The sequence below is a fragment of the Xanthomonas sp. 3058 genome, from assembly GCF_014199765.1.
Taxonomy (GTDB): Bacteria; Pseudomonadota; Gammaproteobacteria; order Xanthomonadales; family Xanthomonadaceae; genus Xanthomonas; species Xanthomonas campestris_B.
The window spans coordinates 20,225-45,488 of record NZ_JACHOF010000010.1 but is presented as its reverse complement, the minus strand read 5'-3'; the positions used below and the strand labels follow the sequence as shown (position 1 = coordinate 45,488).

General features: G+C 66.1%; 20 protein-coding genes and 1 pseudogene. 12 read left to right on the top strand and 9 right to left on the bottom strand.

Annotation, left to right across the window (positions count from 1 at the left end):
* Nucleotides 1-26: 26 nt before the first annotated feature.
* The gene (locus GGR61_RS13560; protein WP_184621986.1) at nucleotides 27-1,100 is read left to right on the top strand and encodes a 3-deoxy-7-phosphoheptulonate synthase; all 1,074 of its coding nucleotides are present in this window, start codon (nucleotides 27-29) and stop codon (nucleotides 1,098-1,100) included.
* 188 nt (nucleotides 1,101-1,288) lie between these two features.
* Here the strand turns inward: GGR61_RS13560 and GGR61_RS13555 are convergent, their stop codons facing one another.
* Nucleotides 1,289-2,803 carry an acetyl-CoA hydrolase/transferase family protein gene (locus GGR61_RS13555; protein WP_184621985.1) on the bottom strand — a complete coding sequence of 505 codons (1,515 nt, stop codon included), beginning with the start codon at nucleotides 2,801-2,803 and terminating at the stop codon, nucleotides 1,289-1,291.
* A gap of 166 nt (nucleotides 2,804-2,969) precedes the next feature.
* Here GGR61_RS13555 and GGR61_RS13550 point away from each other — a divergent pair, with 166 nt between their 5' ends.
* The 4 genes from GGR61_RS13550 (at nucleotide 2,970) to glnE (ending at nucleotide 11,255) form a co-directional block, all read left to right on the top strand.
* Nucleotides 2,970-5,147, top strand: a complete 2,178-nt coding sequence (locus GGR61_RS13550; RefSeq protein WP_184621983.1) for a hypothetical protein — start codon at nucleotides 2,970-2,972, stop codon at nucleotides 5,145-5,147.
* Nucleotides 5,148-5,438: 291 nt separating this feature from the next.
* Nucleotides 5,439-7,850 carry a hypothetical protein gene (locus tag GGR61_RS13545; protein ID WP_184621981.1) on the top strand — a complete coding sequence of 804 codons (2,412 nt, stop codon included), beginning with the start codon at nucleotides 5,439-5,441 and terminating at the stop codon, nucleotides 7,848-7,850.
* Between the two features lie 201 nt (nucleotides 7,851-8,051).
* Nucleotides 8,052-8,228 (top strand): hypothetical protein, encoded by a 177-nt coding sequence (locus tag GGR61_RS13540; RefSeq protein ID WP_184621979.1) that lies wholly within the window; start codon nucleotides 8,052-8,054, stop codon nucleotides 8,226-8,228.
* 201 nt (nucleotides 8,229-8,429) lie between these two features.
* Complete coding sequence (gene glnE / locus GGR61_RS13535; RefSeq protein ID WP_184621977.1) at nucleotides 8,430-11,255, top strand: bifunctional [glutamate--ammonia ligase]-adenylyl-L-tyrosine phosphorylase/[glutamate--ammonia-ligase] adenylyltransferase; 2,826 nt, start codon at nucleotides 8,430-8,432, stop codon at nucleotides 11,253-11,255.
* A 125-nt stretch (nucleotides 11,256-11,380) separates the two neighbouring features.
* On the opposite strand, the gene GGR61_RS13530 is transcribed toward glnE, so the two are convergent.
* The 5 genes from GGR61_RS13530 to GGR61_RS13510 form a co-directional block, all read right to left on the bottom strand.
* Entirely contained in the window at nucleotides 11,381-11,938 is a 558-nt protein-coding gene (locus GGR61_RS13530; protein ID WP_184621975.1) for a queuosine precursor transporter, read from the bottom strand.
* A gap of 139 nt (nucleotides 11,939-12,077) precedes the next feature.
* Nucleotides 12,078-13,571 (bottom strand): nitrilase-related carbon-nitrogen hydrolase, encoded by a 1,494-nt coding sequence (locus tag GGR61_RS13525; RefSeq protein ID WP_184621974.1) that lies wholly within the window; start codon nucleotides 13,569-13,571, stop codon nucleotides 12,078-12,080.
* A gap of 210 nt (nucleotides 13,572-13,781) precedes the next feature.
* The gene (locus tag GGR61_RS13520; protein WP_184407791.1) at nucleotides 13,782-14,285 is read right to left on the bottom strand and encodes a hypothetical protein; all 504 of its coding nucleotides are present in this window, start codon (nucleotides 14,283-14,285) and stop codon (nucleotides 13,782-13,784) included.
* Nucleotides 14,282-15,145, bottom strand: coding sequence for a DUF2145 domain-containing protein (locus GGR61_RS13515; RefSeq protein WP_184621973.1), 864 nt, complete (start codon nucleotides 15,143-15,145; stop codon nucleotides 14,282-14,284). Before GGR61_RS13515 ends, GGR61_RS13520 begins: the two co-directional genes overlap by 4 nt.
* A 45-nt stretch (nucleotides 15,146-15,190) precedes the next feature.
* Nucleotides 15,191-16,138 (bottom strand): ELM1/GtrOC1 family putative glycosyltransferase, encoded by a 948-nt coding sequence (locus GGR61_RS13510; protein ID WP_184621972.1) that lies wholly within the window; start codon nucleotides 16,136-16,138, stop codon nucleotides 15,191-15,193.
* A gap of 134 nt (nucleotides 16,139-16,272) precedes the next feature.
* On the opposite strand from GGR61_RS13510, the gene GGR61_RS13505 reads away from it, so the two are divergent.
* Nucleotides 16,273-16,863: a malonic semialdehyde reductase gene (locus GGR61_RS13505; protein WP_184407788.1), complete on the top strand. Its 591-nt coding sequence runs from the start codon at nucleotides 16,273-16,275 to the stop codon at nucleotides 16,861-16,863.
* Nucleotides 16,864-16,955: 92 nt separating this feature from the next.
* Complete coding sequence (locus GGR61_RS13500) at nucleotides 16,956-17,675, top strand: YceI family protein (protein WP_184621970.1); 720 nt, start codon at nucleotides 16,956-16,958, stop codon at nucleotides 17,673-17,675.
* Between the two features lie 94 nt (nucleotides 17,676-17,769).
* On the opposite strand, the pseudogene GGR61_RS13495 reads toward GGR61_RS13500, so the two are convergent.
* From GGR61_RS13495 to GGR61_RS13485, 3 genes and pseudogenes are all read right to left on the bottom strand, one after another.
* Nucleotides 17,770-18,070: pseudogene (locus GGR61_RS13495) on the bottom strand (hypothetical protein).
* A gap of 1,083 nt (nucleotides 18,071-19,153) precedes the next feature.
* Nucleotides 19,154-19,942 (bottom strand): siderophore-interacting protein, encoded by a 789-nt coding sequence (locus GGR61_RS13490; protein WP_184621968.1) that lies wholly within the window; start codon nucleotides 19,940-19,942, stop codon nucleotides 19,154-19,156.
* 121 nt (nucleotides 19,943-20,063) lie between these two features.
* Nucleotides 20,064-20,606 (bottom strand): PadR family transcriptional regulator, encoded by a 543-nt coding sequence (locus GGR61_RS13485; RefSeq protein WP_184621966.1) that lies wholly within the window; start codon nucleotides 20,604-20,606, stop codon nucleotides 20,064-20,066.
* Nucleotides 20,607-20,793: 187 nt separating this feature from the next.
* Here GGR61_RS13485 and mdcA point away from each other — a divergent pair, with 187 nt between their 5' ends.
* From mdcA to mdcG, 5 genes are all read left to right on the top strand, one after another.
* Complete coding sequence (gene mdcA / locus GGR61_RS13480) at nucleotides 20,794-22,440, top strand: malonate decarboxylase subunit alpha (protein WP_184621964.1); 1,647 nt, start codon at nucleotides 20,794-20,796, stop codon at nucleotides 22,438-22,440.
* 9 nt (nucleotides 22,441-22,449) lie between these two features.
* On the top strand, nucleotides 22,450-22,767 hold the full coding sequence (gene mdcC / locus GGR61_RS13475) for a malonate decarboxylase acyl carrier protein (protein ID WP_184621962.1): 318 nt from the start codon (nucleotides 22,450-22,452) through the stop codon (nucleotides 22,765-22,767).
* Nucleotides 22,768-22,888: 121 nt separating this feature from the next.
* Nucleotides 22,889-23,809, top strand: a complete 921-nt coding sequence (locus GGR61_RS13470) for a biotin-independent malonate decarboxylase subunit beta (RefSeq protein ID WP_184621960.1) — start codon at nucleotides 22,889-22,891, stop codon at nucleotides 23,807-23,809.
* Entirely contained in the window at nucleotides 23,800-24,504 is a 705-nt protein-coding gene (gene mdcE, locus GGR61_RS13465; RefSeq protein ID WP_184621958.1) for a biotin-independent malonate decarboxylase subunit gamma, read from the top strand. The genes GGR61_RS13470 and mdcE overlap by 10 nt, the downstream gene beginning before the upstream one ends.
* Nucleotide 24,505: 1 nt before the next feature.
* Nucleotides 24,506-25,147 carry a malonate decarboxylase holo-[acyl-carrier-protein] synthase gene (gene mdcG / locus GGR61_RS13460; protein ID WP_184621956.1) on the top strand — a complete coding sequence of 214 codons (642 nt, stop codon included), beginning with the start codon at nucleotides 24,506-24,508 and terminating at the stop codon, nucleotides 25,145-25,147.
* Nucleotides 25,148-25,264 lie beyond the last annotated feature (117 nt).

Genomic DNA, 25,264 nt, shown 5'->3' with positions numbered 1-25,264 from the left:
GCAACACCGCCCACCGAGACACTGTTATGCCGCCTGTGACCGATGACCTGCGTATCCGCAAGATCGAAGCCCTTGCACCGCCCTCGCAGCTGCTGTCGCTGCTGCCCTGCGACGAGCGTGCCTCCGAAACCGTGACCACTGCGCGTGCCGCGCTGCACGAGATCCTGCATGGCCGCGACGACCGCCTGACGGTGGTGATCGGGCCCTGCTCGATCCACGACCCGGTCGCGGCGATGGACTACGCGCACCGCCTGCGCCCGCTGCGCGAGCAGTTCGGCGACGCGCTGGAGATCGTGATGCGGGTGTACTTCGAAAAGCCACGCACCACCATCGGCTGGAAGGGCCTGATCAACGACCCGGACCTGGATGGCAGCTTCCAGATCAACAAGGGCCTGCGGGTGGCGCGCGGCCTGCTGCGCGACATCAACAACCTTGGCCTGCCGGCGGGCGTTGAATTTCTCGACATCATCTCGCCGCAGTACATCGCCGACCTGGTGGCCTGGGGCGCGATCGGCGCACGTACCACCGAAAGCCAGGTGCATCGCGAAATGGCCTCCGGGTTGTCGTGCCCGGTGGGCTTCAAGAACGGCACCGGTGGCGACGTCAAGATTGCCGTGGACGCGGTGGGCGCAGCCTCGCACCCGCATCATTTCCTTGCGGTGACCAAGGACGGCCACACTGCCGTGGCGGCGACGGCGGGCAACCCGGATTGCCACGTGATTCTGCGTGGCGGCAAGGTGCCCAACTTCGATGCGGCCAATGTGGAATCGGCCAGCCAGATCCTCGCTACATCCGGTTTACCGGCGCGGTTGATGATCGATGCCAGCCACGCCAACAGCGGCAAGAATCCCGAGAACCAGCCCAAGGTCATCGACGATATCGCCAGACAGCTGGAAGGTGGCGAGACCCGCATCGTCGGCGTCATGGTGGAGAGCCACCTGGTCGGCGGGCGTCAGGAATTGGTGCAAGGGTGCGAGCTGACCTACGGCCAGAGCATCACCGACGGCTGCCTGGATTGGGACACTTCGGTGCAGGTGTTGGAGCGTCTGGCGACAGCGGTGCGTACGCGTCGCGCAAGGCGGGTTGCTGAAGCTGCGTGATTGGTGAGAGCCCCTCTCCTGACGAGAGAGGGGTTTGGGTGAGGGTACGGCGGAAGACAGCCATCTAAGATTGCATGCTTACTAACGAAGCGGCGCACTCGCAAGGGCAACAGAAGCTGCGCACTCTGCCCGGCACGACGATCAGGTGCACAGAGCGCGGCATGATCGGGCAGCTGCAACGCGCGCGATCACCCCAGCATGTCGCCTGTCTCCAACCAGCGTTGATGCCACGACAGCGCTTCGGTCAACAGATGCGGGGTGTGCTTGCCGTAGCTGTCGCGATTGGCACGCGCTACATAATCTTCCAGTGCATCGCGATAACGCGGGTGCACGCAGTGATCGAGCAACTGGCGCGCGCGTTGTTTGGGCGTGAGTCCGCGCAGATCGGCCAAGCCCTGCTCGGTGACGATCACCGAGACGTCGTGTTCGGTGTGATCGACATGGCTGACCATCGGCACGATCGACGAGATGCTGCCGGCCTTGGCGGTGCTGGGGCTCAAAAAAATGGACAGGAATCCATTGCGCGCAAAATCGCCGGAGCCACCGATGCCGTTCATGATGCGGCTGCCCATCACATGGGTGGAATTGACGTTGCCATACAGGTCGGCTTCGATCATGCCGTTCATGCCGATGCAGCCGAGCCGGCGCACCAGTTCCGGATGGTTGGAGATCTCCTGCGTGCGCATGACGATGCGTTGCCGATAGAAATCGATATTGCGCTTGAACTCCTCGTTGCCTTCCGGGCTGAGCGCAAAACCGGTGCACGAGGCGTAGCGCAGCACGCCATCGCGTAGCAGCGCGAGCATGCCGTCCTGGATCACTTCGGTGAACGCTTCCAACTCGCGGAAGCCGCTGCGTGCCAGCCCCGCCAGCACCGCATTGGGAATATTGCCCACGCCCGATTGCAGCGGCAGCAGGCTGGCCGGCAGCCTGCCCTTGCTCACTTCATGGCGCAGGAACTCGATCAGGTGTTCGGCGATGCGTTCGCTGCTTGCGTCGGCAGCGGCAAACGGGCTGTTGCGGTCCGGGCCATGCGTGCGCACCACCGCCACGATCTTGTCCGGATCGCAGCGCAGGCTGGGCTCGCCGATGCGGTCGTCGCCATGCAGCAGCGGGATCGGCTTGCGATGCGGCGGCAGCGCGGTGCCGTAATAGACGTCGTGCATGCCGTCCAGGCCGGCCGGCTGCCAATCGTTGACCTCGATGATCACTTTCTTGGCCAGGTCCAGCCAGGTCTTGTTGTTGCCGATCGAGGTCGACGGCACCAGGCTGCCATCGGCGCGGATCGCCGAGACTTCCACCACCGCGGTATCGATCTGCCCGTAGAAACCGAACCACACGTGCTGGGCGACGTGGCTGAGATGGATGTCGATGTAGTCCAGGGTGCCGGCGTTGATGCGTTGGCGTGCATCCGGGTCGGACTGGAACGGCATGCGCATGGCGATGCCCTCGGCCTTGGCCAGCGCGCCATCGAGTTCCGGTGCGGTGGAGGCGCCGGTCATCAACTTGATCTGGAACGGTTGGCCCTGCAGATGCGCCGCTTCGATGCGCTGCGCCAGCGCCATCGGCACCGCCTTGGGGTAGCCGGAGCCGGTGAAGCCGCTCATCGCGACGGTCTCGCCGGGCTGGATCAAGGCGGCAGCGGCCTCGGCAGAAACCAGGCGTTCGCGCAGCGGCGCGTGCAGGATGCGTTCGTCGGACATGGGCAGCACAGCGGAAACGGGAGAAACGCAATTATCGCCGTTGCACACCTCGATCGGGGCGCGACCTTGGTGGAATGAGCGAGCGCGACACCGGCCATGCGCATGTTCACGCCTCGCCGCCAGTGCAACCGCGATAGTGACGGCAGACTCATCACTGCCTGCGCCCATGCCCACACTTCGCGATCGCTTCCAGCGCTGGCCCCGGCCGTGGCGCATTGCAGTGGTCGTGCTGGTGGCGCTGTATGCGCTGTATCTGCTGGCCGGCAACCTGTTTCTCAATACGCCGCTCTTCGATGCCGTCACCAATCGGCAGCCGCATAAATTCACCATGCAGACCGGCCCCGCGCTCACTGTGTTTCCGGGCCAGGTGATGGCCTGGAACGTGCGCATGCGCGGGCAGGCCAACCGCACCGTGTACGTGTTGCATGCCGATCGCGCCAACGCGCGCGTCGCCTTGCTGCCGCTGTTCCGGCGCGAAGTGCGCTTGCCTTGGCTGCACGCCACCGGCCTGAGCGCGGAAGTTGAAACCTCCGACACACCCATTCCGCCACCGCCACGTGGCGATCAGGGTTGGACGCTGCGCTTCGATGCGATCACCAGCAACAGCATCCGCAGTGCGCGTCTGGGCAAGTTGCTGATTGCCGGGCAAGGCCAGGCCACGGTCGGCTTTCTCAAGCAGCTCAAAGGCGGCCCGTCGGAGCTGTTTGCTTCCGAGGCGAGTTTTACCGATGCGGTGGTCAGCTACGACGGCGTGCAGGTGTTCAATGGCGCGCAGCTGGACACGCAATTCCAGTTTCCACGCCATTACCGCGATGAGGCACCGGGCCTGCGCAAGCTCGCCATCACCCACGCTCGCCTGCAGTTGAAGGCCAGCACGGTTGCGTTGAAGATCGACACCGGCGCGCCGCACGTGGACATCGGTAGCGGACCCTCGGCGGCGCGCGTGGAGGCAGACATCACGCTGGATCGCGGCGCCCTGCAGCCGGGCAGCCATGCGGTCTGGCGCTTGCCGTTGCTGGCGGGCGTTGGCGCGACCGATCGCGGCATGCTGGCGCTGCAGCTGGATGTGGCGCGCGATATCCGGGTGCAGGCGCGGCTGCCGCGCGATGAAGCCACCGGCAGCGAGCTGCACGCCGATCTGCGCGTGGCTGGGCGCAGCATTCCGTTCCAGGAACCGGTGCAGATCCTGCCGCGTTTATCCGGGCATGTGCGTGGACGCTGGAAGTTCGAATCCCTGAACTGGATTGCCGAGCTGTTCGTGCGCAAACCGTGGTTCCAGCTACAAGGTGGTGGTCTGGTCGAGGCCGATCTGCATCTGGCGCAAGGCCGGCTCGCCAGCGGCAGCAGCCTGGACATTCCGCGCGTGGACGCTGTGGCGCAGGTGTTCGATACGCGTCTGGCCGGGATCGCCAAAGCGCATGGACGCATCGACGATGCCGCCACGCCGCAAGCGCACCTGGATGTGCGCATTCCCACCTTCAAGGCCACGCCGCACGATGCGCCCAAGCAGACACTGCTGGATGGCCGCGATCTGCAGCTGGCGATGCAGGGCGATGCGGAACTGGCGCGCCTGCGCGACACGGTCAAGGCGCAACTGCGTTTCAGCGATGCGCGCGTGCCCGATCTCACCGTCTACAACCGTTATCTGCCGGGCAAGAACCTGCGCCTGCTCGGCGGCAGTGGCAGCCTGACCGGCGACGTGGCGCTCAATGCCTCCGGCGAGGTCGGTAGCGGCCACGCCAACCTGCGCGGACAGGGCGCGCATCTGGCGATGGCAGGCGTGCAGATGCAGGGCGATGCCGAGCTGCAGGCGCAGCTGCAGCGTGCCGATTTCAAGAACAAATTCTTCGACCTCAGTGGCACGCGCGTACGATTGCGCAACATGCGCGTGGGCGATAACCGCAACGACAGCGCATGGTGGGGCGAGATGACTGTCGGCGCCGGCACCATCCAGGCCAGTGCACCGTTCCAGGTGGATGCCGATGCGGCGATTCGCATGCGCGATGCCGCGCCGCTGCTGTCGGTATTTGCGCAGCGCGCCGACTATCCGCGATGGGTCTTGGGGTTGCTGGACTCCGGCGAGCTCGATGCCACCGGCCGGGTGCGCTGGCGCAAGCAGAACGTCGTGATCGATGACCTGCATGCAGAAAACGCACGCCTGTCGTTGCGGGCCCGGCTGGCCTTGAACGACGCGCAGCGGCGTGGCGATCTGTATCTGCGCTGGGGCGTGCTCGGCGCCGGCATCGAGCTCGATGGCACGCAACGCCAGTGGCATCTGGCCGGCGCACGCGCGTGGTACGACGCGCAGCCGGGTTTGCTGCCCGCAGTGGCGAGCTCGAAGTGAGGCGTCCAGCGCTCGAGGTCATGTGGCGCGTGGTTGGCGCTCGCTGCGGTTAGTGCAGCGCCGGACCTATCACCGCTTCGAGCGGGGATTCGTCTTGCGTTTTGTGCCTGCGCGAACCGGGATGAGGGCTCGCTGCGCACGCACGCACATTGCCTTCGCAGCTGCATCCACGCTGCTGCGCGACTCACGCGCGACGCGCTGCCCCTCATGGGGCGACGCGGCGTACTGCACTTACGGCACACTTGACCCATTGCGCCGCGCTGCAGGCGCAGTCTTCAGGAGCCTGCCGCCATGACAACGCCCATTCGTGCCCGCTGGCGTGCATTGCCCCGTGGAGTGCGCTGGCCGGTGGTGGCGCTGATGACGCTGTACGCGAGCTATTTGCTGCTCGGCAATCTGCTGCTCAATACGCCGCTGGGACCGGCGGCGTTCAATCGCAAACCGGACAGATTCACAATGCAATGGGGTCCGGGCGTGACCTGGTGGCCCGGGCGGCTGGCACTGTGGAATGTGGACATGCAAGGCCATTCGCCACGCAGCAGCTGGAACGTCAGTGCGCAGCGCATGAGCGGGCAGGTGCGGCTACTGCCCTTACTGCATCGACAACTGCTGGTGCCTCAGCTGCATGTCTCCGGTGTGCGTGCAGGACTGCATGCCGCCGTCGCGGCGTCGGGTGGCGCAGCGACGCCATCAGCGGCCCGCATGCCAGACGCCCAGGCTGCCGCCGCACCGATGCATGGCGCATCCGCAACGCATGCGGTCGCCGCAGTGCAGGATGCGACACCGACACCGACACCGACACCGATAAAAAACGCCGAGGTCTCGGCGAGCACGCCGCCACCGCAGAGTGCTCGCGCATCCGCGCGCATGCCGCAGTCCGCGCAGCCGCCCCGTTCAACTGCCTCGACTGCTCCAGCCTGGACCCTGCAATTCGACCGCATCGTTGCCGAGCAGGTGCAGGCATTGACGCTGCGCCAGCTGCATATCGAAGGAGACGGCAACCTGCAGCTCGGCGTGTTCAAGCAGCTGCGCGGCGGCCCCATGGAACTCTTCCCCTCACGTGCCACGTTTGCCAACGCACGGATGCGCTGGGGTGACAGCGACGTGTTGCGCAACGGCCAGCTACGCATCGACGCCAGCATCGCGCGACATGCGCCCGATCAGGCGCGCGGGCTGGCGGTATTGCTGCTCACCGACGCGCTGGTGGAGCTGCACGGCGACACCGCAGCGTTGCACGTGACACGCAATGCGCAGGGTCGGCAGACGCTTGCCACACGTGCCGGCAATGGGCGCGCAGATGGTCAATTGCGCTGGATGCGCGGCGCCCTGCAGCCCGGAAGCCAGCTGCAATGGCGCGCACCGGTGTACGACAGCATGCGCACGCCGGCTGCGGCGCTGGGCGAGATTGCCGCGCAGTTGCAGGTCGATCAGGACATGCACGTGAAGCTGAGCATGCCCGAGCCGGCCGATGCCGGTCTGACGCTGGACGCCGATCTGCGCGTGCAAGGCCGGCAATTGCCGTTGCAATCCCTGCGCACCCTGCTGCCGCGCACCTCCGGGCATGCGCGCCTGCATTGGCAGCTGTCTTCGCTGAGCTGGATTCCTGCGCTGTTTCCCGATGTCGATTGGCTGACGTTGCAAGGCGATGGACTGGTGGATGCCGATCTGCGTATCGATCGTGGCCGGCTCGGTGCCGGCAGTCGCCTGCAGGTGCCGCACGTACGCGCGCATGTCGGGGTGATGGGACACGCGATCGACGGAGAGGCCAGCGCCGATCTGCGCGTGGACGCCGATGCAGATGGACAGTTGTTGCCGTCACTTGCCCTGCAGATGCAGCAGTTCTCGATCGCCCATCGCGACGCACCCACGCGCCCGTTCGTGCAGGGCCGCGATCTGCGTCTGGATCTGCAGACGCGCGCCGATGCACGCAACCTGGCCACGTTGCGCGATGCCACGCGTGCGCATCTGCTGTTTTCCAATGCGCGCGTGCCGGATCTGCGCGCCTACAACCGCTATCTGCCGCAGCAGCAACTGCGCTTCGATGGCGGCAGCGGCGTACTCAGCGGCGATCTGCAGATCGAACCCGGCGGGCGTATCGGCAAGGGCGGCTTGCGCATCGGCGCCCGCGCGGCGCGGCTGCAGTTTGCCGGCCTGGCATTGCGTGGCGATGTGGATGCGGATTTGCGTTTGCGGCGCGGCGATCTACGCGCAGAGAACTTCAGCCTCGATGCCAGCAACATCCAGCTGCGCAATGTCGGCTTTACCGGCCCGGATGGACAACGCCGTGATGGCTGGTGGGCGCGCATCGTCCTGGAAGACACGCGCATGCAATGGCGTCCGCCGGTCGGTGTGGATGGACGCGTGCGGATCCAGATGCGTGATCTGGCATTTCTGATGGCGCTGTATACGCGCGACCGCTCGATCCCGGACTGGATGCTGCGGCTGGTGGATGCCGGCCAGGCGCAGGTGACCGGCCGGGTGCATTGGCAGGGCGAGACGGTCATCGTCGATCGCCTGCAGGCGCGCAACGCGCGCTTTCAGGTCGATGCGCGTCTGCGTCTGCAGGGCAGCCAGCGCAGTGGCAGCCTGCTCGCGCGCTGGGGCGTAGCGAGCGCGGCGGTGGGCTTGCGCAACGGCACGCCGGAGTGGCATGTGCTGCGTGCGGCGCAGTGGTACCAGGCTCAGCCGGATTTGCTGCGATAACCCCGGAATTGGGCCAACGTGCGTGCGGGCATAAGCGCCAGTTCTGTACTGTCTGGTGTTGTTTTGCAGTGCAGCGTGCAAGTCGCGTTTGGGGCGCGCACTATGCTCCTGCATCCCGACGTGGGGGAGGGAGCAAAGCCCGCTGGCAGTTCGCTGCAAGCGGGCTTTTTTATTGCCCGTCACCTGGCCGGTCGAGTCCGGATGAAGTTCGTTGGCGGTTGGGGCGCTGCGGTGGGAACGGCGTTGTGGCCGGGGTTGCTGAGTCTGGCTGCGCTGGGGGGTGCGCCCGGGCTGGCCTATGCGCTGCGTCCCGGCGCATGCCTGGCGGTGGTCCTGGGAGGCATGGCTTGCCTGGCAAGCGGCCGGCAGCGCCTGTAGTGACGGCGGCGCACTGCGTGCGTTTGTCGCCAAGGCGGTGCAGGAGTCCTCAGGTGAGCCCGGGCTTCAAGGCACGGGGTGACACGTTGATCTGGGGAGTTCGCATCGGCGGTGTGTTGCCTGCAGCGCGCAGCGCCATCCCACTGCGGTGATCGATCACCCACACGTGCCGCTGCCGCGCGGGAATGCCAGAATCCGCGCATGTCGCTGCCCTCCTCATCCGCATCTCCTGCGCTCACCGCTCTGATCGAGCGGGCTGTCGCGCGTGTCCGTCAGGCCGCTTCGGCCGATCAGCCCTGGCCGGGCGCCGATGTCGACCGGCACCTGGAGCAGGTGGCGCTCGCCAGCGAATGTGCGCTCGACACCTTGGCGCGCCAGCCGGCGGTGCTGCATCACCTGGCGCAGCCCGACCCACCGCCCTTGCCAGTGCCGGTGCTCGATCCGGCCCAGCCGCAGGATTGGCCGGCGCAGCTGCGACGGTATCGCAGTGCCGAATCCACGCGTCTGGTGTGGCGCGACGTGCTCGGCCTGGACTGTGTGGACGACACCCTGGCGGGTGCCACGCGGCTGGCCGAGACCTGCCTGCAGTGCGGGCTGCAGGCGCTCGAACAGCAATTCGAGAGCCGCCATGGGCAGGTCATTGCCGAGGACGGCAGCGTGCAGCGGCTGGTGGTGTTCGGGCTGGGCAAGCTGGGCGGTGGCGAACTGAATTTCTCGTCGGATGTGGATCTGGTCTACGCCTATCCCCAAGGCGGCCAGTCCGACGGCGCGCGTGTGCTGGCGGCCGAGGAATATTTCGCACGCCTGGGCCAGCAGTTGGCCAAGTTGCTGGATGAAACCACCGCCGATGGTTTCAGTCACCGCGTGGATCTGCGTCTGCGCCCGTTCGGCACCGCCGGGCGGGTGGCGTTGTCGTTCACCGGCATGGACCAGTATTTCCAGCGCGAAGGCCGCGATTGGGAGCGCTACGCCTGGCTCAAGGCGCGCGCGGTGGCCGGCGATATCGATGCCGGCGAAGCATGGCTGGAAACGCTGCGGCCGTTCGTCTACCGGCGCTATCTTGATTTCACCGCGCTGGACGGCCTGCGTGAGATGAAGGCCGCGATCACGGCCGAAGTCGCACGCCACGATCGGCTGGACGATATCAAACGCGGGCCGGGCGGCATTCGTGAGATCGAGTTCCTGGCGCAGTCGTTGCAATTGATTCGCGGTGGCCGTGAGCCGGCCCTGCGCGAGCGTCGCCTGCTGCCAGCGCTGCAGGCGCTGGTGGACGCAGGCCAGATCGACGCCGACAACGGGCACGCATTGACCGAGGCGTATCGCTTTTTGCGCCGGCTCGAAAATCGCCTGCAGATGCTGCGCGATGCGCAGACGCATGCCTTGCCGCAGGCGCCGCTGGACCGCGAACGCATCGCGCTGGGCCTGGGCTATGCGGAGTGGGCGGCGTTGCTGCAGGCACTGACGCCGCACCGCACTCGCGTGGCCGCCGAATTCGCTGAACTGCTGGCGCCGCGCGTGCGCACCACCGCCCCGGATGCGCTAGCCGATTACTGGCGTGCGTTGCCGGAAGGCGATGCGGCGCCGTTGTCGGGCATCGGCCTGCACGATCCAGGCGGCGCGCATCAGGTGCTGGCCGAGTTCGCCCACGGCTCCGGCGTGCGCGCGCTCTCCGACAGTGCGCGTGCACGGCTCGACCGCGTCATGCCGGCGCTGCTGCACGCGGCCACCCGCGCCAGCCAGCCCGATGCTGCGGTACGCCGTATGCTCGGGCTGCTGCAGGCTACCTTGCGCCGCACCAGCTATCTGGCGCTGCTGGACGAACAGCCCAGCGCGCTCGCGCGGCTGGTCGATGTGCTCTCGCGCAGTGCCTTGCTGGCCGAACGCCTGGCCGCGCATCCGTTGCTGCTGGACGAATTGCTCGACACCCGCATCAGCGGGCCGTTGCCCGATCGTGAAGCCTTGCACGTTGCATGTGTCGACACCTTACAGATCCACGACACCGAGGCGGCGTTGCGCGAACTCAACGAGCGCCGGCTTGCGCTGAGTTTCCGTATTGCATTGGCCACGCTCGACGGTCGCCAGGCGGCAGTGCAAAGCGCGCGGCAATTGGCCTGGCTTGCCGAGGCGGTAGTGCAGACGGTGCTGGAGCTGGCACACCGCGAACTGATCGCAGCGCATGGGCAGGTGCCAGGCGGCCACTTCGCCATCATCGGTTACGGCAGTCTGGGCGGGCTGGAACTGGGCTTCGGGTCGGATCTGGATCTGGTGTTTCTCTACGATCACCCGCGCGACAGCGAGGCCTCCGATGGTGCGCGGCCGCTGGACGCCGGGCGCTGGTTTGCCCGGCTTGCGCAGAAGGTGATGGCATTGCTCGCTGCCGAAACCGGCGCAGGCAGCCTGTATGAAATCGATGTGCGGCTACGCCCGGACGGCGGCACCGGTGCACTGGTGTCGTCGCTGGCCAGCTACCGCGAGTATCAACGCGAGCGCGCCTGGACCTGGGAGCATCAGGCGCTGGTGCGTGCGCGTGCGGTGGCAGGCGATGCCGCGCTGTGCGATGCCTTCGCGCAGGTGCGCAGCGAGACGCTCGCACGCGCGCGCGACCCTGCACTGCTGCATGAGGATGTGCGCAAGATGCGCACCCGCATGCGCAGCGAACTGGATCGCAGCGATGCGGGGCGGTTGGATCTCAAACAAGGCGCCGGCGGTCTGGTCGATCTGGAATTCGTGCTGCAGGCCGGCGTGCTCGGCCAGGCCGCACAGCAGCCGCAGTTGCTGCTGGCCTGCGATACACCCACGCTGATCGATGCGCTGGTACAGGTGCAATGGCTCCCGCCGGAGAGCGCAGCAGCGTTGCATCAGGCCCACGCCACGCTGGTGGAGGCGGGCCTGAGTTGCACGCTGGACCGCAGGCCACGGTTGATCGCGCCAACGCCTCCGGTCCAGCAGGCACGGCAACAGATTTTCAACACTGCGCGGATGCAGGGGCTGGAGTTTCCGGCCGGCAAGGATGCCGCGCCGTTGTAGCCGGCCGATGCGTCTGCGCGTTGCGCTGCGATCAGTCGTGCCTGCAGACCGGCCTGGTGGATGGCTGGTCGTATCGGACTCTGCACGCAATCCCTGCTTGTAACGTGCGCGCCAGCCTGGCGCGCTCAGGGTCTCGGTGGTGGCGTCGTCCGCCATAGCAAGGCGCGGAACGGCCCCAGCAAAAACACGCCCATCCCCAGCTTCACCGCCAGATCGCCAGCCGCCCAGCTGACCCATGGCAACGCCATGCCGGCAAAGGCAATGCTCCAGAAGATCGCCGTATCCAGCGTGGCGCTGCAGGTGGTCGCCACGATCGGCGCGCGCCACCAGCTGCCACGGCGCAGCCGATCGAACACGGTGATATCCAGCAACTGCGCAGCGATGAAGGCAGTGCACGACGCCACCGCGATGCGAGGCGTGGCCAGCCACAACGACAACATCACCGCCAGCGCAAAACCGCACCAAGCGACCTTGCGCGCCGCACGCGGCCCGAAGCGCCGGTTGATCAGGTTGCTGACCAGAAACGCCAACGGATACGAGAACGCACCCCAGGTCAGCCAATCGTTGATCGGGTACTGCACCAGGATGTTGGACAACAGCACCACCGCGCCCATGGCCAGTACCGACCACGCCAACGCGCGTGCCGTGAGGGGGGTAAACAAGGTGGGCGAAGTGGTGGGCATGGCGGTGCGGCACGCATAAGTCAGCGCGGATTATCTGCGTCTGGGTGGGTGTGGGCCAGTGCGCGGGGCCGGGCGCAGACGCGGGCGCGGCATGCGATCGGGTGAAACGGTGTGCTGGCGCCAGCTTTGCTGGTGCACCTCAGGGTGGTTGCGCAATCGCCGGATGCGTGCATCGATCGGCTGTGTCGCCGCGCTGGTTGCTGGTTGCCTGCCGGCGCGTCAACAGTGCCAGCACCAACAACGCAAGCGCGCACACGCCACCGAACACATCGCCGATGCGGGTATAGAGCGTGGTTACGTGCGGGCCGATCCGTACGTCGACGATCGCGCTGGTTCCGGGCATCGGCGCGCTACGGGTTTGCAGCTGCACGCGGCCGTAGCCATCGGTGACGCTCAGGAAGCCTTCGCGCGCGTTGCGCACCACGGTATAGCCATTTTCCACGCCACGCAGCGCCGTCATCTGCGCCGACATCCACGCATCGCGATAGGCGAAATCCCAGGCCGGCACCAGCATCAGCGCCGCGTTGCGCTGGCCGTTGGCCCGTGCCAGCTGCGCGAACAGCATGTCCTTGCAGATCGCCAGCCGCCAGCGCATGTCATCGACACGATGGATGGCGTAGTCGGTTCCATGCGCATACTGCTGCGCGCGTTCCGGCGGGGCCAGAAACTGCTTTTCGTAGCGCTCCACGCGCACGCCTTGCGGGTCGAACAGCCACGCAAGGTTGCGCGGCTGTGCGCCGTGTTCGGCAATGCCGATCAATACCCACAACCGGTGCTTCCGGGCGAGCGCGCTGTAGTGCTGTTGCCACTGCGCCAGTTGCTGCGGCGGCAACACCGCGATTTTCTCCGGCAACACCACCAGCTGCGCGCCCTGCGCCGCCAACGTAGCGATCAGGGCGGCGTAGCGATTGCGGACCGGTTGCCAGTACACCGGCGTGGCCGATGGACCAATCGAGTCGTCGATGGCGGCCAGACCGATGCGCAATGGGCTGCCTGTGGCCGGCGTCTGCAGACGCCACATGCCGTAGCCGGCGCTTGCCGCCAGCGTCAGCGTGACGGCAGCAAGGACCAGTACCGGCCGGCGCACCGCATGGCCACGCCACACCAGCAGCGCCAGCGCCGAGGGCACCAGGCACAGCACGAACAGCAGCCCGGACACCCCGGTCAACGCGGTCAGCTGCAGCAGCGGTAGGACATCGGCCTGCGTGTACGCGGGGCTGCCCCAATTGCCGTCCGGCAGCAGCCGCGCCATCAACAGGTCGGCGCATACCCACAGCAGCGGATAAGCCAACACGCTCCATCCATTGCGCAGACGTCGCACCACGCCACGCGCACCCATCACCACCGCAGACCACAGCAGTGCGATTGCGCAGGTGGCCAGCACCACCGCCGGCAGCGGCATCACCAGACCGAAGTAAGGCACATAGTGCGTGGCCGCCACCGTGGTGGCCAGCAACACCGCGATGCGTGCGTGCGCCTTGCGCTCGATGGTGTAGGCCAGCCACAGCACTGGTGCCGGCGCCAGCCACACCCACCACCACGGCGGTTGCAGGCCAACCCCAAGCCACAGCGCCGCACCTGCGAAAAGCGCAGCCGGCAACAGGCGGGTGGGCGATCGCGGCGTGTGATCCATGCGCTGTCCGATCAAGGGGGTGGAACGATCATGCAACGTCACAGCGCCTGTGTGGCGATGTGCGCCGTGGTCGCCTGCACATCGCGTAGAGCGACCAGCAGTCCGCTGGCGCGGCGACCGGGCAGACACGACCCTTCGTTGCAGAAGGTGACGTTCGTCCGCTCCGTGTGCCCGAAGCGGGCTAGCGTGTTGTCGCTGCGCCTGCCGGCATCACCAGGTCTGGGTGGTGTTTTGCGCGGCCGATTCGGCGGTCGGCACAAAGGCCAGCGCCTGGCCCTGTGGCGATTGCACCGTCCACCCGGCGCCGGCAGGGCTGGGCTGGAAGGTCACGGTGTCGCCGACGCGGAAGCCGGCGGTTGGGTCGTCCTGGCGCGCCGGCCAGCGCAGCAGTGCGGTGTTCTCGGTTTGCTGCGGGTCCTGCAACTGCACTTCGCAGCCGCCATCGGTGGTTTTTTCCACTGACTTGACCCGCATCGGCGGCAACGGCCCGGCGGACACCTTGTTCGATGCATCGCTGATCGCTTCCGAGCCCGCGATCGCACTGTGGCCAACCGCCAACGACACGAAGTACGGCGCAGAGATCACCAGGATCGCGGACATCACCGACGCATCCCCACGCGTGATCGTCGGCAGGCCGGCGTTGGCTCGCAGGGGCTGGCCGCATGCAACGGCCAGCAGCAGGCCAAGTCCGGCAGAGCGAAGAGTGAGGTTCATGGGGACGCTCCGTGTGTAGAGATGCGGCGTGGGATGGGAAAATCCTGCTGCAGCACATGCGCTTGCTGCAGGAAATCGAACACCGACTCGACCGTGATCACCGAATAGTTGCCGGAAATCCGCTCGCCCGCAGGATGGTCGGTCACGGCCGCATTGGCAACGAAGAAACGCGCGCCGATGCGTTTGCCCAGATCGAGATGCAGGCGGGTGGGCTGGTAGCCGTTGGTCTTGAGCCAGGCCTGCGCGCTACGGCGATCATGCACCGCTGCAGATGCCGTGGCGCTTGCGTCGGTTGCCGCGAGTGCAGCCGCCACTACTTCAAGCACCCATTGATTGGAATTTTGATACTCGGTGGAGAAAGGGTAGGCAATGATGCTGTAGCGCGCCTGGTGCAGTGTGTGCGCCAGCACGCCGGGGTCCTGCAACAGCGTGCGCAGCTGCCGTTGCAGTGCAGGCGTGGGCACGCCGACGCGCAGGTCTGCGTTGAGGGCGCTCTCGCCGATGAAGTTGCTCAAGCCTTCGCGATATAGCTCTGACGTGTCCGACTTGCATTGATTGAGCAGGTGCCTGACGCGCCAGCTGCCGTCGTCCTCGCGCAGCGCGAATGCCAGATGGCTGTGTTTGAGCCCATAGCGGCTCAGGTCCTGGCCGCCGCGTGCCAGTAGCACCACCTGCGCGCCCTCCAGTGCATCCAGCGCCTGGCGTGTGGAGCGTGCCATGTCGAACATCGCCGCCAGCGTCGCCGGTGTTGGGTAATGCGGCGTGCAGACCGGCGCGGCCGCTGCGGGCGAGGCGGCAAGCAGGCTTGCCAGCGCCAGTGCGATGACGCACCGCGTGCGCGTGGTGGATACGGTTCGCATGCAGATGCGACGTCCTTGTGTCTGCGTGTCACTCACGCCGCACCATCATACGTGCAGGCGCGCGCGGACCAATGCGGCGATACGTTGGGTTTCGCGCAGCGGCGCGAGGTTCGGCTGCGCAGCGAGCATGTCGCCCGCATCGCATAACCGACTCTGCGCGTGCAGCGACCGAAGGTACTGCCCAACCCGTCCCTGTGCCTGTTCGGCAAACGCGGCCACCACCGGAACCCGCGTGGCGCAGGCTTCGGACAGCAGGTTGACCGAGTCGGCGCTGGCCACGATCGCATCGGCCCAGCCCAGCAAGCCGGCATATGGATTGCGCCCATCGCGCGCATCGCACCACAACACACCGGGCAAGCCTGCGCACACCGCGCGTAGCGTGGCGATCGCCTCGGCCGGGGTGCGTCTGGAGGCGGTGACCAACAGGCTGCCGCCGTCCGCGCGCACCTGCTCGCGCAATTGCGCACACAGCGCCGCCAGCGCCTGGGGCGACCACGGCACCTGCGCAGTGGGGCCGCCGATCAACACTGCCACACGCGGGCAGGGCAACGTGCCGAGCGTGGCGAAGGCGGCGCGCCCGGCGGCCAGCCAGGCGTCGTCCACCGGATGCAGGCTGCCATGCAAGGTGAGCACGTTCTCGCCACGCAGACGGTCGTGCACGGGCACGATCAGCAGGTCCCACCGGGCCGGGTCCATGCGCGGGTCAAGGATCTGCACCGCGCGGCTGCCGCGTGCGCCCAGCAGTCGGGTGGCCAGCGCAGCCTGGCGTCCGCAGCCAATGGCCACTGCCGGTGGTTGCTGCAGGTGCCGGGCAAACGCCACGCCGAAGGCCGCGTGCGCCCCAGGCAACCAACGCGGCGCCGCCCAGCGCCAGGGAGCGCGCGTGTGCAGATGCATGGCCGTCATCGACTCAGGCTGCAGCGCACGCGCAAGCGCTTCGGCCTGGCGTGCATTGCCGGCGCGGCCGTCGCTCAGCGCCCAGGTCAGCACCATCGTTTCAGATCCGACATAGGTTTGTTTCAGATTAAGCGTGTGCCGCAGCAATCGCGCCACTTTACACTGCGGTCTTCACGCCGGCGTCGTTGCTGCATCTTACTGTCGTCCATTCCTTGCCTCCCGGAGCCTTCATGTCCGACCTGCTCAACGCCACCGCGCTGGATCAGCTGTTTCGCACTGCCCGCACGCAAAATGCCTTTCTCGACAAGCCCGTCAGCGACGAACAGTTGCGTCAGCTCTATGACCTGGTGAAATGGGGGCCCACTGCGGCCAACGGCTCGCCAGCGCGGTTTGTGTTCGTGACCACCCCGCAGGCCAAGCAGAAACTCGCCCCGGCGCTGTCCGAGGGCAATGCCGCCAAGACGCTGGCCGCGCCGGTCACGGTGATCATCGGGTCGGATGAGGATTTCCACGAAAAACTGCCGTACCTGTTCCCGCATGCCGACGCAAAAAGCTGGTTCGATGGCCCGCGCGAGGGGCGCGTCGAATCGGCGTTCCGCAACAGCTCGCTGCAGGGTGCGTATCTGATCCTGGCCGCACGTGCGCTGGGTCTGGATGCCGGCCCGATGTCCGGTTTCGACAATGCCAAGGTGGACGCCGCGTTCTTTGCCGGCACGTCGATCAAATCCAATTTCCTGGTCAATCTCGGCTACGGTGACTCGGCCGGACTGTTTCCGCGCCTGCCGCGTCTGAGTTTTGACGAAGCCGCACGCATCGAATAAGCGGCTGCCCACACGCTTTCCTGCAGTCCTCGTCCGTCTGCGTCTGTTCCATCCGCGTTGTTCCAACGCGTCTCTCATCACATGGAGTTTCAATGAAGACCACCCACAAACTGCTGCTGCCGCTTGCCCTGACCCTTGCCATTGCTGCCTGCTCCAAGCCGGCCGACAACGCTGCCGCGCCTGCTGCCGAAACCCCGGCTGCCACCGCGCCGGCCGATGCCAGCGCTACTCCGGCCGCTGCGCCAGCTGCCTCGACCGCACCGGCAGTGGAAGTGGCCTCGGGCACCTACACCCTGGACCCGAGCCACACCGACGTGCTGGTGCAGTGGAGCCACTTCGGCTTCTCCAACCCGACCGCGCACTTCGGCAACGTTGACGGCACGCTGGTGTACGACGCCGCCGACGTGACCAAGTCGACCGTGCAGGTCACCCTGCCGTTGTCCGGCCTGAACAGCTTCACCGCCAAGTTCGACGAGCACCTGAAGAGTGGCGAGTTCTTCGACGCGGCCAAGTTCCCGTCTGCCACCTTCAAGAGCACCAAGGTCGAAGCGGCCGGTACCAACAAGCTGACCGTCACCGGCGATCTGACCATCAAGGATCAGACCAAGCCGGTCGTGCTGGACGTCACCATCAACGGTGGCGGCGAGCACCCGATGAAGAAGGTGCCGGCTGCCGGTTTCGACGCCACCACCACGATCAAGCGCAGCGATTTCGGCGTGGGCCAGTACGCCCCGAACGTCAGCGACGAGGTCAAGATCCGCATCACCACCGAAGCCCTGCAGGCCAAGGCCGGCGACGCTGCTGCGAAGTAATCAGGCAATTGCTCGCGTTAGGGCCCGCCATTGGCGGGCCCTAATTTTTTGGGCAAGTTTCAAGCGTCTAAGCCCTTGATGGAGTCGCTTCTGATCAGGTGGTTTGCTCGATTGGAAGTAGATAGATCTGAACGCCGTGATCGCCGAACGTCGCGGTCGTGTTTTCCGCAATATTCGTTGCCGCAAGGGTTTTCCCTTTTGCGTCTGCCAGAACAAGTGCGTAGATGTCCCCAAATCGTGCGTCGGTACGGATAATGGATGCGCTTACGCGGTATTTTCTGTTGTCCGGTAGAACCAGGACGGGCGAAATTTCGCCAGGGCTTAGTTGAAGGTCAACGTCTCTTCCGCCCAGATCACCTCGAACCTTCACCTCTAACTATCTGTTTCTTCGGTATTGCCCGAGGAAGAGTGGTGGTGTCTGCTTGCTCAGCCGAGTAAGCAGCGATGGGCGATGCTGCCAAAAGCGCAATGGCAACGGCTCCTGATAAAAAGCGGCGACGTTCATCTGCCTTCATATCTTTCATGGGACGCCTCTCGATCGAGTAGGTCCATCAGGTGGCAACACACCGATCAGATAAAGATTTACGGGATCCTCGTGTTTGCGTTCCAGCAACGGCACTGATTAAGAGCGGCTAACAAAACGACTTCGCGTCAGCCTACTGCAGGCCGGCTATCTGCGGCCTGGCTGCAGGGCCCTTTCCCGCCCACCATCGCGGGACACGCTGCAAGGACGTCCATGTAGCTCTTACGCGGCATCCATGCGGCGTAAGGTCCCGCGACGCTGGGCGGGCAAGGACCAGTCGAGATGGTCGGCATGCATGGGTTTAAACCAAGCAACCAGCGGAGTCTCTGGTGCGGTGTCCTCGCCGCTTGCGGGATCGTGTGGCGGCATGGATGCCGCCACCGAGCCTACATGGACGTACTTGCGGCGTGTCCCGCCAGCGGTGAGGGCACCGCGCATTCGACCCACTCAGTGTTTGATCTGGACTTCTGACGGCATCCACCAAGATACGGCCGACAAAACCACTGCACTCACTGACAGGTGCTCGCTCGCCAGGTTTTGTTAGCTGCTCTAAGTGTCAACACTTGTTGTGTTCGCTTGATCGACGCTGTAATTCGAACGCAGCTCCGCACGTTTGACGATCGGGCTGGCCAGGTGATCAAGCGCGGCTTGCGCTGACCGCGTCGTAGTCGCGCGCTTCTAACCGACGATGCGCGGGGACAATCGCAGCATCCGTGTCGGGGTCATGTTGCAAATCCGGGTCAGCACCCTCTCTAGTCATCATCGATGTGCATGCGCCGTACCACGCCTTGAACGCGCTGGTACGACAGAAGCGGCGGCACAGGCGGATCTCGCCAGCCGGTCCAGTGGCTTTATGGATGGAGGTTTCCGATTCCGGCCGCCGGAAGCATCGCCGGATGCGACAGACGTTTGTTGGCTACTCTCGGTGGATCACCAGAGACCGGAGCGTTTGGCCTTATTCCCCATCCGGATCCTCCTTCCAATACCCCTTTGCGCGGATCCACTCCTTGTCCACGCCCATGTGCTCTTCCACAAACTTGCGCATGGCCCGCGTGCGCATCGATTCGGCACCGATCCAGTAGAACGTGTCGCCGTCGTGCGGCTCGTAATCGCGCAGGCTGTCTTCCAGCAAGGTGCTGCTGGCGGCATCGAAGCCATTGCGCTCCAGCCAGTACACATCGACATCGGCGGCGCTGATCAGTTCCTGCCGCTCGTGGGCATCGGCCACTTCGATGAAGACCTCCGCGTGCAGGTCGGCCGGCATCGACTCCAGCCAGCGGCCGATCGCCGGCAGAGCGGTTTCATCGCCGATCAACACGTAATGGTCGAAGTCGTCGGCCACCAGAAAGGAGCCGCGCGGTCCGCCGATCTTCAGCGCGTCGCCGGGCTGCGCCTGTGCGGCCCAGCTGGATGCCACGCCGTCGCCATGCAGTACGAAATCGATACTCAGCTCGTTGTTTTGCGGGTCGAACGCGCGCGGTGTGTAGTCGCGGCCGGGCGAGGGCAGTGCACCCTCGGCGTAACGCGGTCCTTCCGGGGTCATGGTCGGCAGCACGAAGGCGCCATCGGCATTGGGGAAAAATAGTTTGACGTGGTCGTCCGGCGCTTCGCTTTGAAAGCCGGCCAGCTCGCTTCCGCCAAAGACGATGCGGCGCATCTGCGGCGTGATCGATTCGCAACGGACCACGTACACGGAGCGCAGGCGCGCGTCGCGGCGAACTTGGGTATTGGTGTGTGCAGCCATGGTGGTGCGATTCCTGATGGTGTCGCGCGCACAGGCGCGGCGTTGGTGGGGAGAGCGGATGCGGTGGTGTTGTGACACAGCACCCGGTGGCGATCGGCTGGCGTCGATGCTTCGACACGACTCAGCGTTCGCCCTGCTCCATGCCGTCGGCGGCGGCGTTGAGCAGTGCGGCAATCCGTTCGGTTTCTGCGTCGCTCCATTGACCGTGGCGTGCGAACAGGCCGTGCTTGATGCGGTGGATCGCCTCGCGGATGGGGGCGGGCGTCTGCGCCCTGATCAGCTCGCGGGCGCGGCGATGGGTGCGCGCCAGTGCGGCATCCAGGGCGTCGCGTTGATCGGCGGCGTAGCTGCGGCCGGCGTCGGTGATTCGATACTGCTTGCGGCCCTGCTCCAGATCGGTTTGCACCCAACCGTCGGCGTCCAGCTGCGCCAGCGCCGGGTAGATCGCGCCGGCGCTTGGCGTGTAAAGGCCTTTGAACAGCGCCGTGATCTGCCGCATCAGCTCATAGCCGTGGCGTGGGTGTTGTTCGATCAGGGCCAGCAGCAGCAGTCGCAGGTCGCCATGGCCCAGCGGCCGGATGCGCGCACTGCCGCGCCCGGAGACGTTGCCGTCGGCTGCGTCCAGGTCGGCCAGGACCTCATGGTGGCGGGTGTTCGGTTTCATTCGATATATCGAAGCATGCGAAAAAGATATATCGAAGTTGAGGCGACCGCAAGCATGTGGCTGTCGCAGCGCTGACCCGCAGCCGTCACGTCATCCGCCGATGCTGCAACGCGTCTAGACGCGGCCCATCTCCATAATTACGATGTAATTACTTCGACATTACGGGCGCGTCCCGGTGAGGCAAGGCATGAGTCGACAGTGGGACACCCAGGCCGAAGGCCGGCGCAAGCGCCTGCAGCGTGCCGCCGCGCTGGCGCCGCAAGGCCGCGTGGTGGCCGCCAACGATGTGGTGGCGCTGCTGGAGGCGGTGATCGAACCCGGCGATCGCGTCTGCCTGGAGGGCAACAACCAGAAGCAGGCCGATTTCCTGGCGCGCTGCCTCACCGAGGTGGACCCGGCCCGCGTGCACGACCTGCACATGGTGCAGTCGGTGCTGTCGCTGGCGTCGCATCTGGACGTGTTCGAGCGCGGCATTGCCAAGCGCCTGGATTTTTCGTTCTCCGGCCCGCAGGCCGCACGCCTGGCCGGGCTGGTCAGCGAGGGGCGCATCGAAATCGGCGCCATCCACACTTATCTGGAATTGTTCGGTCGCTACTTCATCGACCTGACCCCGCGCATCGCGCTGGTCACTGCACAGGCGGCCGATCGTCACGGCAATCTCTACACCGGCCCGAACACCGAAGACACCCCGGTCATCGTGGAGGCCACCGCGTTCAAGGGCGGCATCGTCATCGCGCAGGTCAACGAGATCCTCGACACCCTGCCACGCGTGGACATCCCGGCCGATTGGGTGGACTTCGTCACCCAGGCGCCCAAGCCCAACTACATCGAACCGCTGTTCACCCGCGACCCGGCGCAGATCTCCGAGATCCAGGTGCTGATGGCGATGATGGCGATCAAGGGCATCTACGCCGAATACGGTGTGGACCGGCTCAATCACGGCATCGGTTTCGATACCGCAGCGATCGAATTGTTGCTGCCCACCTACGCCGAATCGCTGGGGTTGAAGGGCAAGATCTGCCGGCATTGGGCGCTCAATCCGCATCCTGCATTGATCCCTGCGATCGAGTCGGGCTTTGTGCAGTCGGTGCATTCGTTCGGTTCGGAACTGGGCATGGAGACGTACATCGCCGCGCGCGGGGATGTGTTCTTCACCGGCGCCGACGGCAGCATGCGTTCCAATCGCGCGCTGTCGCAGACCGCCGGCCTGTATGCCTGCGACATGTTCATCGGCTCCACCTTGCAGATCGATCTGCAGGGCAACAGTTCCACCGCCACGCGCGACCGCATTGCCGGCTTCGGTGGCGCACCCAACATGGGCTCGGATGCGCGCGGCCGCCGTCATGCCAGCGCCGCGTGGCTCAAGGCCGGACGCGAAGCTGCACGACCGGGCGAGATGCCGCGCGGGCGCAAGTTGGTGGTGCAGATGGTGGAAACCTTCCGCGAGCACATGGCGCCGGCCTTTGTCGACAAGCTCGATGCCTGGGAGCTGGCGGAGCGGGCCAACATGCCGTTGCCGCCGGTGATGATCTACGGTGACGACGTCAGCCATGTGCTGACCGAAGAAGGCATCGCCAACCTGCTGTTGTGCCGCAGTCCCGAAGAGCGCGAACAGGCGATTCGTGGTGTGTCCGGCTATACCGCCGTTGGCCTGGGCCGCGACAAGCGAATGGTCGAAAACCTGCGCGATCGCGGCGTCATCAAGCGACCGGAAGACTTGGGTATTCGTCCGCGCGATGCCACGCGCGACCTGCTCGCCGCGCGCACGGTCAAGGAGCTGGTGCGCTGGTCCGGTGGGTTGTACGACCCGCCGAAACGTTTTCGCAATTGGTAGGGGCACAGCATGGAAACCCTGCGGTATCGCTTCGATGGTCAGCACGGCGCACGCGCCGGTCTGGAACATGCGCTGGTGGGCGTGGTCGCCTCCGGCAACCTGGAAGTGCTGGTCGAGCGCGTGCCGCTCGACGGCGCGATGGAGATCGACATCCTGACCGCCGCACGCGGCTTCGGCACGATCTGGCAGGCGGTGCTGGACGATTTCGTCGCGCGCCATCCGCTGCGTGACGTGCGCATCAGCATCAATGATGTCGGCGCCACGCCTGCGGTCGTGAGCTTGCGCCTGGAGCAGGCGATGGACGTGCTGCAAGGAGACGCCGCATGAGCCATCTTCATTTCGCACAGCCTGGTCTCGCCACAGAGACGCTGCAGCGTACGAAGCGCGTCCTGGACAACGTGTTGGTTGCGCATGCCTGCGCTGCTGCATGGGCCAACGGGAGCCACGCATGAGCACCACCATCCCCCTGGCCGAGCGCAGCTACTACGAAGCCGACGCACGCGAGCGCATCGAGGGGCTGCTGGATGCCGGCAGTTTTCACGAGTTCGTCGGCCCGCGTCGCCGTCTGGTCAGTCCGCATCTCGCTCAGCTCGATACGCCCGGCGCCTTCGATGACGGCATCGTGGTGGGCGAAGGCAGGTTGCGCGGGCGCACCGTCCTGATCGCCGCCCAGCAGGGCGCCTTCATGGGCGGCGGCGTCGGCGAAGTCCATGGCGCCAAGCTCACCGGCCTGCTCGAACGCGCCGCCGCCACGCAGCCGGAGGCGGTGCTGTTGCTGCTCGACACCGGTGGCGTGCGCCTGCACGAAGCCAATGCCGGGTTGATCGCCATTTCCGAGATCATGCGCGCCACGCTCGACACGCGCGCGGCCGGCGTGCCGGTGCTGGCCTTGATCGGCAGCGGCAATGGCGCGTTCGGCGGCATGGGCATCGTGGCGCGCTGCTGCAGCGCGGTGATCATGTCCGAAGAAGGACGCCTGTCGCTGTCCGGCCCGGACGTGATCGAGACCGTGCGCGGGGTGGAAGAGTTCGACGCCCGCGACCGCGCACTGGTGTGGCGCGTCACCGGCGGCAAGCATCGGTATCTGCTTGGCGAGGCGCAGACCTTGGTCGCCGATCGCATCGCCGCGTTCGCCGATGCCGCCGTCACCACACTTGCGACGTCGGCCGAGCCTGCAGGCGACGACGCCCTGCAGGCGCTGGAGCACGCGCATCAGCACTTGGCCGCGCGCATCGATGCGTACGGCGACTGCCGCGACGGCCTGGACATCTGGGCGCGGCAGGGCATCGTCGATGCGCCACGCCTGCCGCTGCTGGATACCGACGACTTTCTTGCCGCCACCGCCGATCGGAGCACCCCATGGAACTGAGCCAGCTGCTGGATCGCCTGTTCCCGCTCGGCCATCGCATCACGCGCAACGATGACGTCCTCACCGGCAGCGCAACCACGGCTGCAGGCGAGGTCACCATCATCGGTACCGCCAACAAGCTGGAAGTCGGTGTGGACCACGCGCTGGCATTGGCCGCCACGGTGCTGGCGAGTACGCGCGCGCATCCGAAGCGACCGATCGTGATGCTGGCCGACACCGCCGGCCAGCGGCTCGCACGGCGCGACGAACTGCTCGGCATCAATGGCTATTTCGCGCATCTGGCACGGTCGCTGGATCTTGCGCGCAAGCGCGGCGCACGGCTGGCCACGCTGGTCTATGGCGAATCGGTCAGCGGCGGCTTTCTGTCGTTCGGCTTGATGGCCGACCACATTCACGCGCTGCCGGATGCGCAGATCCGCGTGATGGACCTGCGTGCGATGGCGCGCGTCACCAAGCAATCGGTGGAGACCTTGCAGGCGTTGAGCGAGCGCTCGCCGGTGTTCGCGCCAGGCGTGGAAAACTACGTGCGCATGGGCGCGGTGGAATCGTTGTGGGATGGCGACCTGGCGCAGGCGCTGCTCGATGCGTTGGCCGCACCCAGCGAGGGCGATCGACGTCGTGCGCTCGGCGCGCAACGCGGCGGGCGGACCCTGGCGCGCGATGTCGCCGCCGCGGTGGCAGCGGGCGAGGCCTGACATGACCGGCCGCCACGCACTGGTGTGGTTGCGCCCGAGCGCGCCATGGCAAGCGCTCACGCCGGGCGCGCAGCGGCGTCTGCAGCACTGGTTTGCTGCCGGGTTGCCGGCAGTGGTGGCCCGCCGCGATGGCAGCGAAGCACTCGGTACGCTAAGGCTTGGCGTGCCGTTGCCACCCAGTGAAGACAAACAACGCCTGTCATTGACCGCCAAGGCGGCCGATATCGTCCGTCGCGCTGCGCCCCTGCAGCTGCAGGCGGTGACCGCGCACGCACCCGGCCCGATGCAGCCGGCCTTGCAGGCCCTGCTCACCCAGACCCGTGCCCATGCATTGCAGCCGCGTGTGTTCGGCAGCTTTGCCTGGCAGGCTCTGACGGGGCTTGCGTATGTACACGCGCAGTCGGACCTGGATCTGCTGTGGTCCATCGCCACGCCCGAACAGGCGCATGCGGTGGTCGTGCTGTTGCAATGCTGGCAACACCGCCACGGCCTGCGTGCAGACGGCGAATTGTTGCTGCCGGACGGCAGCGCAGTGAACTGGCGCGAATACGCAGGTAGCGCGCAACAGGTATTGGTGAAGTCCGATCACGGCTGCCGTCTGTTGCCGCGTGCAGCGCTGTTTCCGGTGTGGAGCGCGGCATGAGTGCGCTGCTGAAACGTGCCGCCGATGTCGAGCCTGCAGGTGCGCGTGGCGGTATCGCCGGCCTGCATGCGGTCGCGATGTCCGTCGACGCGGCGCGGCGCGCGGCATGTGGAGCGG

Coding starts and splice junctions, on each gene's coding strand:
- GGR61_RS13560 (WP_184621986.1), top strand. CDS start 27: ATGCCGCCTGTGACCGATGACCTGCGTATCCGCAAGATCGAAGCCCTT.
- GGR61_RS13555 (WP_184621985.1), bottom strand. CDS start 2,803: ATGTCCGACGAACGCATCCTGCACGCGCCGCTGCGCGAACGCCTGGTT.
- GGR61_RS13550 (WP_184621983.1), top strand. CDS start 2,970: ATGCCCACACTTCGCGATCGCTTCCAGCGCTGGCCCCGGCCGTGGCGC.
- GGR61_RS13545 (WP_184621981.1), top strand. CDS start 5,439: ATGACAACGCCCATTCGTGCCCGCTGGCGTGCATTGCCCCGTGGAGTG.
- GGR61_RS13540 (WP_184621979.1), top strand. CDS start 8,052: ATGAAGTTCGTTGGCGGTTGGGGCGCTGCGGTGGGAACGGCGTTGTGG.
- glnE (WP_184621977.1), top strand. CDS start 8,430: ATGTCGCTGCCCTCCTCATCCGCATCTCCTGCGCTCACCGCTCTGATC.
- GGR61_RS13530 (WP_184621975.1), bottom strand. CDS start 11,938: ATGCCCACCACTTCGCCCACCTTGTTTACCCCCCTCACGGCACGCGCG.
- GGR61_RS13525 (WP_184621974.1), bottom strand. CDS start 13,571: ATGGATCACACGCCGCGATCGCCCACCCGCCTGTTGCCGGCTGCGCTT.
- GGR61_RS13520 (WP_184407791.1), bottom strand. CDS start 14,285: ATGAACCTCACTCTTCGCTCTGCCGGACTTGGCCTGCTGCTGGCCGTT.
- GGR61_RS13515 (WP_184621973.1), bottom strand. CDS start 15,145: ATGCGAACCGTATCCACCACGCGCACGCGGTGCGTCATCGCACTGGCG.
- GGR61_RS13510 (WP_184621972.1), bottom strand. CDS start 16,138: ATGGTGCTGACCTGGGCGCTGAGCGACGGCCGCGCCGGCAATGCACGC.
- GGR61_RS13505 (WP_184407788.1), top strand. CDS start 16,273: ATGTCCGACCTGCTCAACGCCACCGCGCTGGATCAGCTGTTTCGCACT.
- GGR61_RS13500 (WP_184621970.1), top strand. CDS start 16,956: ATGAAGACCACCCACAAACTGCTGCTGCCGCTTGCCCTGACCCTTGCC.
- GGR61_RS13490 (WP_184621968.1), bottom strand. CDS start 19,942: ATGGCTGCACACACCAATACCCAAGTTCGCCGCGACGCGCGCCTGCGC.
- GGR61_RS13485 (WP_184621966.1), bottom strand. CDS start 20,606: ATGAAACCGAACACCCGCCACCATGAGGTCCTGGCCGACCTGGACGCA.
- mdcA (WP_184621964.1), top strand. CDS start 20,794: ATGAGTCGACAGTGGGACACCCAGGCCGAAGGCCGGCGCAAGCGCCTG.
- mdcC (WP_184621962.1), top strand. CDS start 22,450: ATGGAAACCCTGCGGTATCGCTTCGATGGTCAGCACGGCGCACGCGCC.
- GGR61_RS13470 (WP_184621960.1), top strand. CDS start 22,889: ATGAGCACCACCATCCCCCTGGCCGAGCGCAGCTACTACGAAGCCGAC.
- mdcE (WP_184621958.1), top strand. CDS start 23,800: ATGGAACTGAGCCAGCTGCTGGATCGCCTGTTCCCGCTCGGCCATCGC.
- mdcG (WP_184621956.1), top strand. CDS start 24,506: ATGACCGGCCGCCACGCACTGGTGTGGTTGCGCCCGAGCGCGCCATGG.